General features: G+C 43.5%; 15 protein-coding genes. 3 read left to right on the top strand and 12 right to left on the bottom strand.

The window, feature by feature from the left end; translation table 11 throughout:
* Positions 1–49 precede the first annotated feature (49 nt).
* From D8797_RS00230 to D8797_RS00245, 4 genes are all read right to left on the bottom strand, one after another.
* A complete protein-coding gene (locus D8797_RS00230; RefSeq protein ID WP_125378834.1) occupies positions 50–1,513 on the bottom strand; it encodes a flotillin family protein in 1,464 nt (487 codons plus the stop codon).
* A gap of 181 nt (positions 1,514–1,694) precedes the next feature.
* A complete protein-coding gene (locus tag D8797_RS00235) occupies positions 1,695–2,378 on the bottom strand; it encodes a Bax inhibitor-1/YccA family protein (protein WP_045498897.1) in 684 nt (227 codons plus the stop codon).
* A 19-nt stretch (positions 2,379–2,397) separates the two neighbouring features.
* Positions 2,398–2,889, bottom strand: coding sequence for an HDIG domain-containing metalloprotein (locus D8797_RS00240; protein ID WP_048766208.1), 492 nt, complete (start codon positions 2,887–2,889; stop codon positions 2,398–2,400).
* Between the two features lie 44 nt (positions 2,890–2,933).
* Positions 2,934–3,674, bottom strand: a complete 741-nt coding sequence (locus D8797_RS00245) for a TrmH family RNA methyltransferase (RefSeq protein ID WP_125378835.1) — start codon at positions 3,672–3,674, stop codon at positions 2,934–2,936.
* Positions 3,675–3,815: 141 nt separating this feature from the next.
* Here D8797_RS00245 and D8797_RS00250 point away from each other — a divergent pair, with 141 nt between their 5' ends.
* Together D8797_RS00250 and yidC are read left to right on the top strand one after the other, a co-directional pair.
* Complete coding sequence (locus D8797_RS00250; protein ID WP_005590906.1) at positions 3,816–4,094, top strand: acylphosphatase; 279 nt, start codon at positions 3,816–3,818, stop codon at positions 4,092–4,094.
* A gap of 82 nt (positions 4,095–4,176) precedes the next feature.
* The gene (gene yidC / locus D8797_RS00255; RefSeq protein ID WP_125378836.1) at positions 4,177–5,097 is read left to right on the top strand and encodes a membrane protein insertase YidC; all 921 of its coding nucleotides are present in this window, start codon (positions 4,177–4,179) and stop codon (positions 5,095–5,097) included.
* 270 nt (positions 5,098–5,367) lie between these two features.
* On the opposite strand, the gene D8797_RS00265 is transcribed toward yidC, so the two are convergent.
* Positions 5,368–6,303, bottom strand: a complete 936-nt coding sequence (locus tag D8797_RS00265; protein ID WP_125378837.1) for a dihydroorotate oxidase — start codon at positions 6,301–6,303, stop codon at positions 5,368–5,370.
* A 222-nt stretch (positions 6,304–6,525) separates the two neighbouring features.
* Between D8797_RS00265 and gdhA the strand changes: the two genes are divergently transcribed.
* A complete protein-coding gene (gene gdhA, locus D8797_RS00270) occupies positions 6,526–7,872 on the top strand; it encodes an NADP-specific glutamate dehydrogenase (RefSeq protein WP_000199516.1) in 1,347 nt (448 codons plus the stop codon).
* Between the two features lie 97 nt (positions 7,873–7,969).
* Here gdhA and D8797_RS00275 read toward each other — a convergent pair whose 3' ends face one another.
* The 7 genes from D8797_RS00275 to D8797_RS00305 all read right to left on the bottom strand — a co-directional run bounded on the left by D8797_RS00275 (position 7,970) and on the right by D8797_RS00305 (position 13,862).
* On the bottom strand, positions 7,970–8,614 hold the full coding sequence (locus D8797_RS00275; RefSeq protein ID WP_125378838.1) for a TetR/AcrR family transcriptional regulator: 645 nt from the start codon (positions 8,612–8,614) through the stop codon (positions 7,970–7,972).
* Positions 8,615–8,629: 15 nt separating this feature from the next.
* Entirely contained in the window at positions 8,630–9,634 is a 1,005-nt protein-coding gene (locus D8797_RS00280) for an NADP-dependent oxidoreductase (RefSeq protein ID WP_125378839.1), read from the bottom strand.
* Positions 9,635–9,899: 265 nt separating this feature from the next.
* Positions 9,900–10,532, bottom strand: a complete 633-nt coding sequence (locus D8797_RS00285) for a M15 family metallopeptidase (protein WP_376739404.1) — start codon at positions 10,530–10,532, stop codon at positions 9,900–9,902.
* A 104-nt stretch (positions 10,533–10,636) separates the two neighbouring features.
* Positions 10,637–11,326, bottom strand: coding sequence for a histidine phosphatase family protein (locus D8797_RS00290; protein ID WP_045498873.1), 690 nt, complete (start codon positions 11,324–11,326; stop codon positions 10,637–10,639).
* 116 nt (positions 11,327–11,442) lie between these two features.
* Positions 11,443–12,135, bottom strand: a complete 693-nt coding sequence (locus D8797_RS00295) for a histidine phosphatase family protein (RefSeq protein ID WP_125378840.1) — start codon at positions 12,133–12,135, stop codon at positions 11,443–11,445.
* A gap of 111 nt (positions 12,136–12,246) precedes the next feature.
* Entirely contained in the window at positions 12,247–13,584 is a 1,338-nt protein-coding gene (locus D8797_RS00300; RefSeq protein WP_125378841.1) for a PFL family protein, read from the bottom strand.
* An 11-nt stretch (positions 13,585–13,595) separates the two neighbouring features.
* Positions 13,596–13,862, bottom strand: a complete 267-nt coding sequence (locus D8797_RS00305; protein WP_048766186.1) for an ACT domain-containing protein — start codon at positions 13,860–13,862, stop codon at positions 13,596–13,598.
* Positions 13,863–13,925: the final 63 nt, after the last annotated feature.

Below are 13,925 nucleotides of genomic sequence, written 5' to 3' on the forward strand. Positions count from 1 at the left end.
CCAGAAGTTGCAACTCCCAGCTGTTTGGATATCATAGATACATTTGGATTTATTTCTCATCAACTTCGATGACAGCTTGTTCATCTTGTTTGAGCTTGTTAACAGTCATATTGACACCAAGTGCTCCAGCTAGGAGTTGACGAATGTCAAAGCCTGCCCCTTGAGAAACTTGGTCAATACTCTGCATGATGTCGCCGACCATTTTAGAAGCGTTGCCTTCACCATACATGGTGATCTTGTCTACCTTGGTCAATGGCTCTGCCACCGCACGAGCGATTTCTGGCAATTTATCGACAATCATCTCCGTAATCGCAGCTTCCTGCATCTTCTTCATGGCTTCTGCTTTCTTGTCCAAACCTTGGGCTTCCGCTTCTAGTTTAAGACGAATGGCTTCCGCTTCGGCACGTCCTTTGGCTTCAATAGCTTCTGCTTCTTGCAGTTGCGCAAATTTCTCAGCCTCGGCTTGAGCCTTGCGGGCTTCGGCTTCTTTTTGTGTTTCAAAGAGTTCCGCTTCGGCCTGACGCTGACGTTCAATCAATTGCGCTTCTGCGGCCTGTTGACGGGCATATTTTTCAGCTTCGGCTTGCTTGCGGATATTGGCATCCAATTCCTGCTCACGAACCTTAACTTCCCGTTCTTTGACTTCCGCTTCCTTTTCCTGCTTCATGATGTTGGCTTCTGCCGCCACACGTTCTTGTTCACGACGCTGGATTTCAGCCTCAATCCCTTTAGCCGCATCAGCTTTAGCTTGCGCAATATCTGCTTCCTGCTTGAGGGCAGCTTGTTTCAGTTTGAGTTCATTTTGCTTTTGAGCAATTTCCAAGTCAGCAGCCACGCGCTTGTCGTTAGCCAACTTGTCCTGCTCAGCTTCAACTTCCTTACGCTCACGTTCAGCCTTAGCCTTGGCAATCAGGGCGTCTTTCTTGATCGTTTCAACATTTTCAATACCGAGGTTGTCAATAACACCACCTTCATCAGAGAAGGATTGAACGGTAAAGGCAATGACTTCCAGACCCATCTTAGCCAAATCTGGTGCCACATTATCTTGCACTTTAGAGGCAAATTCCTGACGGTCATTGACCATCTTGCGCAGTTCCATCTGGCCGATTACCTCACGAAGGTTCCCTTCGAGAACATCTTGGACAGAATTAGAAATATCTGTTGTATTCCAATTAAGGAAGTTTTCTGCCGCACGCTCAATCATTTCATCCGTAGTACCAATCTTCAGCTTAACAGCCGCATCGGCACGAACGTTGATAAAATCAAGTGTTGGCACAGACTCAGAAGTACGGACGTCTGTAGAAAACTGCTCAATATCCAGATAAGAGCGCTGCTCTACAAAAGGAATCATGAAGCCAGCCTTACCTCTCAAATGACGCTGCTTACGCAGACCAGTAATAACGACTACTTCATTTGGCTTAGCATTGACATAGCCCTTAGCCAAAAGAATAATAAGCACAATGGCTGCAACGATTGCAAAAATCAACCAGCCTGGGATAAATAACATATCCATAGAAACTTCCTTTCTTTTCCAGAGCAATAGACGAATGCATTGCCCAAATATATTTTTAGTTAGTATATCAAAAAATTAACAGTTTGCAAAACTTTTACTGCTACTCCTATCCAACTTCCAAAATCCCTCCTAAAACAAAAAAGATAGCTCCTCATTCATTGAGGAAACTATCCATGTTTTATTAGTCATTTCTTCCAAAGATACGAAGGATACTGAGGAAGAGGTTGATAAAGTCAAGGTAGAGGCTCAAAGCTAGAGAAATAGCCCAGCCAAGACCTGCCTGTCCACCCGTTTGCTCATAAACGTAGCGAATTTTTTGATTGTCCCAAGCAATCAACCCTGCGAAAATGACAACACTGACATAGCTGACAATATAGTCTATCATATCGCTACCAAGGAAAATATTGACAAAACTTGCGATTACAATCCCAATCAGGCCTGCAATCATAGCTCGGCCCATGCCAGATAAATCTTTTTTAATGATGACGCCCATGGCTGCCATAACAAGGAAAACAGCCGCACTAACTGCAAATGCTTTGAAGACCACGCCTCCTGTGTACATGGCCACAATGAAACTCATGGTAAATCCGTTTAGGGCTGAGTAGCTCAAAAAAAGCGGAAGAGCAGCTGGACTATTGCGGAGGCCTCTGCTGGAAGCTGACCAAACCAAGGCCAGCTCAATGAAGATAGCTCCATAGTAAATCCAGCTATAATGGAGCAAAATCTCAACTAGAGCTGTCTGGAAGGTCGTCAGCATCAAGCCTGAAACCAGAGCAGAGATGGCAATTCCCATCCCAACAAATCCGTAGACCTTAGAATAAAAACTAGAAAGTCCACTGTTTTCTTGAATAATTGTATTGTTCATAATGTCTCCTTTTTACATTTTAACTTTTCATCATCTTTCGATGATACTTTTTACGCCCACTCAGCTTTTGTCGCCAAGGCGCCGTCGCTTCTTTGATCGCCCAATACTTGTCCACCATGGTTACAACGAAGGACTCCTTGTAGCGGGGTGGTGCTAAGGTCGCTCCCCACATGTGCTTGATGATAATATCTTCCTCAACTCGATTGAGCTTGGTAATCTTGCGGGCATTTCGGACTGCTAGGCGGGGATGAACCCAGGCATGACTCTTTTTAAACTTGGTTTCGCGCCAGTCATAATAAAATAGATCATGCAGAAGAGCACCTCGTGCTGTACTGCGGGCATTCCAGCCAAATTTTTTAGCAATCTTATAACTAGTATAACTGACATTGATCGAATGTTCAAGCCGATTAGAATGAATATGATGGGTAATTCCTTTTAAGCGTTGGACGCTGGGCTTCTCGATCAAATGCCCCACATAGGCCATAAATTCATCATCTTCTCTGTAAGGCATATCATCACCTCCATTTAGTTTTATTATAGAGAGATTTCTAAAAGCTAGCTTAAAGCAAACATCAGAATGCCGGCTGCCACAGCAACGTTAAGACTTTCAGCCTGCCCCTTCATGGAAATGTGAACCAGAACATCAGCCGTATCCGTCATTTCTTGGCTGATTCCTTGCCCTTCATTACCCATGACTAGGAGAAAATTCTCATTTTTTTCAATCTTTTGATAATCCACAGAATCTTCTGATAAAGTCGAAGCCAAAATTTGCAGGTCACTTTGACGAGCTAGGGCCAGCATATCCTCTCTGCTCACGCGATAAATGGGCAGATGAAAATGGCTACCTTGCATAGAACGCAAGGTTTTGAGATTGTAAATGTCAGCGGAGTGACTAGAGATGAAAACTCCTTGATAACCCGCCGCATCCGCTGTTCGGATGATGGTTCCGACATTACCAGGATCCTGCACATCTTCTAAAAAGAGATAGGCACCTTCCAGCTTTTCTGGAATAGTTTGCTCCTCAAAGGCTAATTCTGCAACGATTCCCTGAGGTGTCTTACTATCTGCCAAATCACTCAGAATCTCAGGACTGACAAAAATCGTCTGAGAAAATGCTGCCAAGCGCTCTTCGTACTCTGCCAAGGCAAAAATTCGCAGAATACGTGCCTGACTAGCCAGAGCCTCCTCAAAAAGATGCCAGCCCTCAATCAAATACGACTCGCTACGATATTTTTTTTGATGCAGCTTTTTAGCTTTTTTTACCACATTATTGGCTTTTGAGGTTATAATATTCATAAGTACATTATAACACAATCTAGCAGTTTTGAACTCATCCTCTAGACTTAGCTTCAGAGAAATTCTTGTCTCCAGCAAGCAACCGCTCGCTGCGCTATATGCTGAGAAGCGAGTTTCAAACCGCTACAAAAGGAGGTAACGATGCAAAAAGTAAGAATGATCGCGCAAGGACGAGTCCAAGGTGTCGGCTTTCGTTGGGGCGTTTACTCCCTCGCTCTGCAAATCGGCGGGATTACAGGTCGTGTCTGGAATAATGACGACGGTACAGTCGAAATTTTGGCTCAAGCTGAAAGCTCTGCCCTCATGGCCAAGTTCATTCAAGAAATCCGCAAGGGACCAACTCCTTTTTCAAAAGTCAGCTATTTAGATGTCACCATGGCCAATTTTGATTCCTATACTGACTTTAAAATTGCAAATTAGGTCTGGAGAACTATTGTATATTTCCTTAAAAAACAGTAGAATAGATAGGTATTATTTTTTTAGAAACAAAGGAAATGAACTCGTGAAAACATTTAAACGTATTTTATTCTCTGGAATGAGCTTGTCCCTCCTTCTATTATTGACAGGGTGTGTCGGACGAGACAAGGCAGGTAATCCTTCTGGTATTATTTGGGACGTGCTTGGTCGGCCTATGGCAGATAGCATCCAGTTCTTTGCCAAGAATTCAGGTCTTGGTTATGGTCTAGCGATTATTATCGTTACACTCATCGTGCGGCTGATTATTTTCCCATTGGGAATCTATCAATCTTGGAAGGCTACTCTTCAATCAGAAAAGATGAACTACTTCAAGCCCATCTTTGCTCCTATTCAAGAACGAATCAATAATGCCGAAACTCAAGAAGAAAAACTAGAAGCGCAGCAAGAACTTATGGCTGCTCAAAGAGAAAATGGTCTGAGTATGTTTGGCGGTATCGGCTGCCTCCCCCTACTCATTCAAATGCCTTTCTTCTCAGCCCTCTTCTTTGCTGCCCAATACACAAACGGTGTAGCCAGCAGTACATTCCTTGGCATCAATCTTGGAAAACCTAGTCTAGCCTTGACTCTCATTGTCGGTGTACTCTACTACATCCAGTCACTTCTCTCCCTACATGGTATCGAAGATGAAACCCAAAAAGCGCAGATGAAGAGTGCAACTTACATGAGCCCGATTATGATCGTAGTCTTCTCTTTCATGTCACCAGCAGCTGTGACGCTCTACTGGGTAGTCGGTGGTTTCGTTCAAATTATCCAACAATTCATCATTAACTACTTAATGCGTCCTCGGATCAGAAAGCAAGTAGCTGAAGAATACAAAAAGAATCCTCCGAAAGCCATGAGCAATGCAGGTCGCATCAAAGATGTGACACCAAAAGCGAGCCAAGCAGTCACTCAAAACAATAAAAAGAAAAAGAATCGCAACGCTGGTAAACAACGTTCTAGATAAATAAATTATCCATATCCCTCCAAGATTTCCTATCTAATCTTGGAGGGCTTTTTTTCTACTCGCCCTAAAAATACTAAAAGAGAGGCTGGGACAAAAGTCCTAGCCTCTCAATTGTCTTTGGATTGTCGAGCAAGACGCAGTGTTTGAGTGGGCTCTACTACGCTGATTTCATCAACTTCTACAGCCCTACTCAACTGTGCGGAGGTGGGACGACGAAATCGAATTCTAACGAATTAGCGATTTCTGTCCCACTCTCTCTTTCTTAAACGTTTAATCAATATACTTCAGCTTTCCACGGAAGTCTTCCAGGCTTTCATAGCCTTTTTCTTCCATAATGGCCTTGAGTTCTGCGGTAATGCGCTCAAAGGCTGCCACTCCTTCTTTATGAAGAGTCGTTCCTACCTGCACCATACTAGCTCCACAGAGGATATGCTCAAAGGCATCGCGCCCCGTCAGGACACCACCAGTTCCAATAATTTGGATTTCTGGTTTCAGGCGTTGATAAAAGGCATGGACATTGGCCAGAGCGGTCGGCTTGATGTACTGTCCTCCGATACCCCCAAAACCATTTTTGGGACGAATGACCACTGACTCATCTTCTATATAAAGACCGTTTCCGATTGAGTTTACACAATTGACAAACTTGAGCGGATAGTTGTTGAAAATCGCAGCAGCCTGATCAAAATGCACGATATCAAAGTAAGGAGGCAGCTTGATACCCAGGGGCTTAGTGAAATAAGCAAAAACTTCTGACAAGATCTTATCCGTCGTTTCAAAATCATAGGCAATCTGCGGTTTGCCAGGGACATTGGGGCAGGAGAGATTGAGCTCAGTAATACCTTTAAAGTCGCTTGCCTGCACTTTCTTGAGAATGGTGTAGGTTTCTTCTGGCGACATACCAACCAAAGAAAGGAAGAAGGTGCGATTTGGCTCGCTTTCTTGCAGCTCCAGCAAGTAGTCAAGATAATAATCTAAACCATTATTGGGCAGGCCCATGGAATTGATAGAGCCCAGAGGAACATCCTGATAGCGAGGCTCTGGATTGCCCTGACGAAATTCCAGCGTTGCCGTCTTAGTCACAAAAGTTCCTGCAGCAGAATTTTTGACTTCTTCTAACTCTTCCACTGTCATACAAGCCACCCCTGCTGCATTCATCAGACAGTTATCAAATTCAAAACCCGCAATTTTTGTCTTGGTTGTTGTCATTATTTTGACCTCTTATTCCTTAATTTTCTCTATTATATCATTAAAATTCTTCCTATAAAGGATTTCTCCTAATTTTCTAGCAAAAGGTTCGGCATTTCCACCTAGAATCTTCAAAAAAATATTATGGAAATTTTCAGAAAATTCAACTTTTTTCTTTACACCCTAAAAAAATTCTGCTATAATGGCTCATGTAATAAAATATAACAACAAAAGGAGAACGATATGACATCTGCTAAAGACTATATCCAAAGCGTGTTTGCAACTGTGAAAGCTCGTAACGGGCATGAGGCCGAATTTCTCCAGGCGGTTGAAGAATTCTTCAGCACTTTGGAACCTGTATTTGAAAAACACCCTGAGTATATCGAAGAAAACATCTTGGCACGTATCACTGAGCCTGAGCGCGTGATTTCTTTCCGTGTTCCTTGGGTTGACCGCGATGGAAAAGTCCAAGTCAACCGTGGTTACCGTGTTCAATTCAACTCAGCTGTTGGACCATATAAAGGCGGACTTCGTTTCCACCCAACTGTAAACCAAGGGATCTTGAAATTCCTCGGATTTGAACAAATCTTTAAAAACGTCTTGACTGGACTTCCAATCGGTGGAGGTAAAGGGGGATCAGACTTCGATCCTAAAGGAAAGACTGATGCTGAAGTGATGCGCTTCTGCCAAAGCTTCATGACTGAATTGCAAAAATACATCGGACCATCACTTGACGTCCCAGCTGGTGATATCGGTGTTGGTGGACGTGAAATTGGTTACCTTTACGGACAATACAAACGCCTGAACCAATTTGATGCTGGTGTCTTGACTGGTAAACCTCTTGGATTTGGTGGTAGCCTGATTCGCCCAGAAGCTACTGGTTACGGTTTGGTTTACTATACTGAAGAAATGCTCAAAGCTAACGGTAACAGCTTTGCTGGTAAAAAAGTGGTGATTTCCGGTTCTGGTAACGTAGCTCAATACGCTCTTCAAAAAGCGACTGAACTTGGCGCTACTGTTATCTCAGTATCTGACTCCAACGGTTATGTCATCGACGAAAATGGTATTGACTTCGATCTTTTGGTTGATGTTAAAGAAAAACGTCGTGCTCGTTTGACTGAGTACGCAGCTGAAAAAGCAACTGCTACTTACCATGAAGGTTCTGTATGGACTTACGCTGGTAACTACGACATCGCTCTTCCATGTGCGACTCAAAACGAAATCAATGGTGAAGCGGCTAAACGTTTGGTTGCTCAAGGTGTTATCTGCGTATCAGAAGGTGCCAACATGCCGAGTGACCTTGATGCGATTAAAGTCTACAAGGAAAACGGAATCCTTTACGGACCTGCCAAAGCTGCCAACGCTGGTGGTGTGGCTGTATCTGCCCTTGAAATGAGCCAAAACAGCCTTCGCCTCTCATGGACTCGTGAAGAAGTGGACGGCCGTCTCAAAGACATCATGACCAACATCTTCAACACAGCTAAAACAACGGCTGAAACATACGGTCTTGGTACTGATTACCTTGCAGGAGCAAATATTGCTGCCTTCGAAAACGTAGCAAACGCTATGATTGCGCAAGGTATTGTTTAAGATTCATTTGCTTAATCCTCAATCGCTCCGATTGGGGATTTTTATATTGGTTTCAAAAAAGCTCACTATTTTTAATAGTAAGCTTAAAAATCAAGATTTATTTTACTTCTACTAAGGCAGAAGATAGGCATTCAACAATTTCGTTTACTGCTTCATCTATGTTCACATCTTCCTTATCATTTAACATCATTGGAATAACATAAGAAAGACTCAAAGCTAAAATATAACGAACGATTCTTTCATTTGACCAATCTCGGATAACACCATTTTCTTTAAACTGATTCAGAACTGGACTAATTGGCTTAATGATAGAGTGAACAATAACATTCCCTAACTGACTAGAAATAGTTTTATCAATAAAAGAACGGCTCAAGATAATTTTAACTTGCATTTGATTCTCCTGAATGAAAACTAGTCTATCTCGAACAATGCTTCTCAAAAACACTGGAAAACTCTCTTGGTTTGCTGTAAATTTCTTCTCAGAAAAATCAGCAATCACATCTGGAATAACTTGTTCGAGAAAAGTCGACAGAATAGCTTCTAATATTCCTTCCTTGGTTTTAAAGTAACTAAAAACGGTCCCCTCTGAAACCCCAGCCTCCTTAGCAATAAGGCTGGCTGTTGTATTTTCAAAGCCAATTTCTGAAAATAACTTTAGACTTGATAATAATACTTGACGTTGTTTTAAACTCAAGGTGCTATTTTCTAATGTCTGAGCATACTTTTGTTCTAAACTATCCATTGCTACACCTCTCTTCTACTCTCTTACTTTTACGACTTTTTTGCCTCGAGTGTGCCCCAACTTCAGACTACGATATGCCTCTCTAACTGACTTTAGAGAAAAATCATAAACCTGATCAATATTCAGCCGAACCTTCCCATCTGAGACCATTTCCGCTAGAACTTTAAAATCATCATATGTGGAATGTCTCGGACCTGTGAACTGGGCACCTTTTATCATAACATATGGTGAAGGTACTAGCGTTCCAATATCCGTGCCCTTCAATCCCAAACTGAAAGCTAATTTAACATAATCACTTCCATAGCAATCCAAGAATTTTGTAATCGGCTTTGGACTTGCTGATAGAAGAGCATTCTGGATGTTCTCTTCGTAAGCTACTGGTATGGCGCCTAAGGACTTCAGATATTCTGAATTTTTCTTACTTGCAATTCCGATAACCGTTGCCCCCTTAGCAACTGCATACTGTACTGCAATACTTCCAATACCACCTGCCGCTGCTGAAATAACTACAACATCTTTAGAACTTAACTCAATTTTTCTAAAAGCACCTCCCACTGTTAGAGAGGCTACCCCCATAGTAGCAGCATGATTCATATCAATCATATCTGGTTTCAAAACAATTTCCGATTCATTGACACAAATTTCTGTTGCCAAAGCTCCCCTCTTGGTGCCTAATCCAGGGTCACTGATCATTGTTCCAAAAACCTTATCGCCTACTGCAAACCGACTTACTCCTTCACCAACTTCTGTGATAACTCCAGCAAAATCCCGACCAACACCTCTTGGAAAAAGAGATGATTTTGACTCAAACCAACGACTTGGTTGCTTTAGTTTCGTCATAAAAGATAGAAATCGGAGTGGCTTTGCCCCCTCAAAAGTCTTATAATCAATAGGATTTAAACCAACTGCATAAACTTCTATCCTCACTTGATTCACTTTCAAAGAATCAGATTTAATGTTCACTAAATCTAACACTTCTTCATCACCGAAACGACTATATTGTATTGCTTGAACAACCATTTCATGAACTCCTTTTTTCGTCTACAAATTGAGTGAGCACTCAATCATATTGCGATTATACGCTCATTTCCCAAATATGTCAATCTACGCACTTGTATTTCTATAGATTGCTTAAATAATCAGGTTCTTAATTAAAGCGAGATTACTTTTTATCTCTTAACATGTATTAAAAGCATTAGACCAAACTCCAGAACTATTGTTTATTTAAAAATCAGCTTGCTCATTTGAGCAGCTGATTTTTTGTCTATCAATGGATTGTAACGATTTACCGAGCTGACTCTTTCAAAAGGGCCAGATATTCCTCTAAAACTAGATGATGTTTTTGCATATATTGGGCCGACTCTAGGCCAACATAACGATAGTGCCAATTTTCAAAATCCACACCAGTAATATCGCTTTTCCCTTCAGGATAGCGCAGAATAAAGCCGTATTTAGGGGCAATTTCCGCAATCTTATTTGCTACTTCATCATTCTGACCTTTTGGCTCGCTCATATCAATCGCCAAGCCTGTCTGATGCTCACTGGCACCTGGCAGCTGGATCCGCTTTTGCACTTCTTGCTCCGCTTCTTGCCGAGACAGGCCTTCTTCTTCGGCCAAAGCTAGGGCTTCTTCATAGAGCTCTGTCTGCTCCGCTCGGCTACGATAGCCCGAAATCAAAGTTTCCTCTGGCGCAATGACCCGAGCTGCAGCTAAAAATTGTCTGGTATTTTCAGCAATCCGACTATCTACCTGAATATCATCGATTTGGGTCAACTTAGGATGAGACTCTTCCTGTAAATGGCTACGATTAATTAAAGTCAACTCCCAATCATCAACTGACACCTTGGGCAAGTCAGAGGTCCAGACTCCCAAACCACGACTAATAAAAGTTAAGAAGTCTTCATCCATGTCTTGCACTCGCAATAGAGCAAACAGCAAACTGATCCCAATTCCTAGAAATAAGAGCCTATTTATTAGTCGAAACAGAGAGAGTTTTCTCTTTCTTTCATGGCGACCTCGTCTCAAGACTTGTCCTCCAGCTCTTTCGCTCCAACTTCACGATAGGACATATCACCGATGGAAACAACTGAAAATTGTCCATCTTCATAGTCTACGATGGTCACACTACCATTGCCTAGGCCATGAGGTTGCATGCGATTAATTAGATAGACAAAGGTTCCGATGGTCATGCCATGACTAACTACCAAAGCATTGCCACCACCCGCAGCCTCCAGCTCCTCAGCAATCTCTGAGAAGCCTTGCCAAATTCGGCCGCTGAGTTTTTCCCAATTCTCAGCCCATCCAGCCGTGTCGACTTCTACTAAGCCTTCTGCCAGCTCGGCATAGCTGAGTTGATGGACATGGTCAATATTAAAGACCCTAGGCATGACCCCCATAAAGAGCTCGCCATCATAGCCACCATCAAAGCTGCCAAAACACCACTCTCGAATGCGCTTGTCAAACCGATAAGGAATCTTTCCAGTCAAGCCCAGCTCTTCCAGAATAATTCCCATGGTCTGAATGGTTCGACCCGAATCACTGGATCTAGCTAGTTTAAAATCAATACCCGCTTTTCGCAAACCAATTCCTAATTCATGGATGCCACGTTCGCCTTCTGCTGTCAACGGACTATCACTCCAGCCCTGAGCTCGTCCGATTGTATTAAACATCGTTTTACCATGCCGGATCAGGTATAATCTTGTTTTTGCCATACACTTCCCCCTTATTCTCCTCTCATTATATCACGTTTCTGAAAAAAAGTAGTTTCTAAGATTGAGAGAAAGCAGCTCAAGAAAGCTCAATTATTGCCATATTTTCTTTCAACCGTTTATTTAGCGTCCAATATTTTGGCACCAACTTCACGGTAGGACACATCTCCCAAGATCTGAATCGTAAATTGTCCTTTTTCATATTCGACGACTGTCACACTGCCGTTGTCAACTTCAGGATTTTTGCTAATGGATTTATCGAGCAGATAGGCAAAAGTCCCAATGGTCATACTATGGCTGACGACCAAAGCATTGCCTCCACCAGCAGCTTCCACTTCTTGAGCAATAGCTGTAAATCCAGCTAAAATCCGCCCACTGAGTTGCTCCCATGGTTCAGCCCAGCCAGCCGTATCCACTTCAACCAAACCGTCAGCCAATTCTGGGAGAGTCAGCTCTTTATAATTGTCAGTGTCACGTACCCTTGGAATCACTCCACGGAAAAGATCGCCACCATAAGCCCCGTCAAAGCTCCCGAAGCACCACTCTCGAATACGCTTGTCAAACTTATAAGGAATCTTCCCTACCAAATCCAGCTCTTCTAGGATAATCCCCATGGTCTGAATGGTTCGACCAGAGTCGCTCGAGAAAGCCTGGGTAAATTCCAAGCCAGACTCTCTTAGCCCAATCCCTAGTTCACGGATACCACGTTCGCCTTCTTCAGTTAAGGGAGTGTCCGACCAGCCCTGAGCTCGACCAATAGTATTAAACATGGTCTTACCATGCCGGATGATGTATAATTTTGTTTTTGCCATGAATATCTCCTTTTTTCATCAAGGCCACTCGTCTAAGAGTGGCTTATTTGCCTCGCACTTGACTGAGCAAGGCAGAGGGAAAGGGTCTGTCTAAACAGACCCCCTATTTACTTAGTTTTTAAAACTGTGAATCGGTGCTGGAATCTGGCCGCCACGCGCGATAAAGGCAGCTGACGAAGCCTGATTGACCTTCATGACCGGAGCTGTTCCCAAGAGCCCGCCAAATTCAATCATATCACCTTCCTTGCCCTTCGGAATAATCCGAACAGCTGTCGTCTTTTGATTGATAACGCCAATCGCCGCTTCATCCGCAATCATGGCTGCGATGGTTTCAGCTGGCGTTTCCTCTGGAATGGCAATCATATCCAAACCGACCGAGCAGATTGCTGTCATAGCTTCTAACTTTTCTAGATTGAGCGAGCCATTTTGCACAGCTGAAATCATGCCCTCATCTTCAGAAACAGGAATGAATGCACCAGATAGTCCGCCCACTTGATTGCAGGCCATGACACCGCCTTTTTTGACTTGGTCATTGAGCAGGGCAAGCGCCGCTGTCGTACCGTGGGTACCGACTGTTTCCAAACCCATTTCTTCCAAGACACGGGCCACTGAATCCCCGACTGCTGGCGTCGGCGCCAAACTCAAGTCAACAATCCCGAACTTGACGCCCAGACGCTCGCTGGCCATCTGACCGACCAACTGGCCGATACGGGTGATTTTGAAGGCCGTTTTCTTGACCGTTTCAGCCACCACATCAAAGCTCTCACCACGGACCTTTTCCAAGGCTCGCTTGACAACACCTGGCCCAGAAACACCGACATTGATGACCACATCCGCTTCACCGACACCATGAAAAGCGCCCGCCATGAAAGGATTGTCCTCTACCGCATTGGCAAAGACGACCAACTTGGCCGCCCCCATGTCAGAAAGCTGGGCTGTTTCCTTGATAATCCGCCCCATATCCGCAACTGCCGTCATATTGATGCCAGTCTTGGTTGAGCCGATATTGACAGAGGAGCAGACTTTGTCCGTCTCCGCCAAAGCACGCGGAATGGAATTAATGAGGATTTCATCGCCTTTTTGATAGCCCTTTTGGACCAAGGCTGAGAAGCCGCCGATAAAGTCAACACCGATTTCTTTTGCTGCCCGATCCAGAGCATGAGCCAGAGGCAGATAGTCCGTAGCGTCCGTAGCTGCCCCAATCAGAGAAATCGGAGTCACGGAGACCCGCTTGTTGACGATAGGAATCCCGAGCTCTGCTGCAATCTCATTCCCGACTGAAACTAAATCTTTCGCTTTTGTCGTAATTTTTTGGTATACCTTGTCTGCCGCCCGATCAATATCTGTGTCGATGCAGTCTAAGAGAGAAATGCCCATGGTAATGGTCCGAATATCAAAATTCTGCTCCTCAATCATGGCAATGGTTTCTGTAACTTGTCTAATATCCATGTGCCCTCTCCTTAGATATTGTACATAGCGTCAAAAATCGCTGCGCTTTGAATATTGATTTTGACATTAAGCGTCTGACCAAAGGCCACAAATTCACTACGAAGTGCTGCAAAATCCTGCTTTTCGTCGCTAGAAACGACAGCCATCATGGTAAAAAACTCATCCAAAACCGTTTGTGAAATATCGTCAATATTGAGCCCCAGCTCGGCAATTTTACTAGCTACACCAGCCACAATCCCTGCCTTATCTTTTCCAACAACCGTAATAATCGCTTTCATCGTTTGCTCCAATCATCTTTATTGCTAATATTGTAGCATAAATGCTTGTTTTTTGCATGAAAT

This window comes from Streptococcus cristatus (genome assembly GCF_003944225.1).
GTDB lineage: Bacteria > Bacillota > Bacilli > Lactobacillales > Streptococcaceae > Streptococcus > Streptococcus cristatus_K.

What these genes read in the sequence shown, in the direction of transcription:
- D8797_RS00230 (WP_125378834.1), bottom strand. Translation starts at nt 1,513, where the DNA reads ATGGATATGTTATTTATCCCAGGCTGGTTGATTTTTGCAATCGTTGCA.
- D8797_RS00280 (WP_125378839.1), bottom strand. Translation starts at nt 9,634, where the DNA reads ATGGTTGTTCAAGCAATACAATATAGTCGTTTCGGTGATGAAGAAGTG.
- D8797_RS00240 (WP_048766208.1), bottom strand. Translation starts at nt 2,889, where the DNA reads ATGCCTTACAGAGAAGATGATGAATTTATGGCCTATGTGGGGCATTTG.
- D8797_RS00290 (WP_045498873.1), bottom strand. Translation starts at nt 11,326, where the DNA reads ATGGCAAAAACAAGATTATACCTGATCCGGCATGGTAAAACGATGTTT.
- D8797_RS00235 (WP_045498897.1), bottom strand. Translation starts at nt 2,378, where the DNA reads ATGAACAATACAATTATTCAAGAAAACAGTGGACTTTCTAGTTTTTAT.
- D8797_RS00300 (WP_125378841.1), bottom strand. Translation starts at nt 13,584, where the DNA reads ATGGATATTAGACAAGTTACAGAAACCATTGCCATGATTGAGGAGCAG.
- D8797_RS00305 (WP_048766186.1), bottom strand. Translation starts at nt 13,862, where the DNA reads ATGAAAGCGATTATTACGGTTGTTGGAAAAGATAAGGCAGGGATTGTG.
- D8797_RS00250 (WP_005590906.1), top strand. Translation starts at nt 3,816, where the DNA reads ATGCAAAAAGTAAGAATGATCGCGCAAGGACGAGTCCAAGGTGTCGGC.
- D8797_RS00275 (WP_125378838.1), bottom strand. Translation starts at nt 8,614, where the DNA reads ATGGATAGTTTAGAACAAAAGTATGCTCAGACATTAGAAAATAGCACC.
- D8797_RS00245 (WP_125378835.1), bottom strand. Translation starts at nt 3,674, where the DNA reads ATGAATATTATAACCTCAAAAGCCAATAATGTGGTAAAAAAAGCTAAA.
- D8797_RS00295 (WP_125378840.1), bottom strand. Translation starts at nt 12,135, where the DNA reads ATGGCAAAAACAAAATTATACATCATCCGGCATGGTAAGACCATGTTT.
- D8797_RS00265 (WP_125378837.1), bottom strand. Translation starts at nt 6,303, where the DNA reads ATGACAACAACCAAGACAAAAATTGCGGGTTTTGAATTTGATAACTGT.
- gdhA (WP_000199516.1), top strand. Translation starts at nt 6,526, where the DNA reads ATGACATCTGCTAAAGACTATATCCAAAGCGTGTTTGCAACTGTGAAA.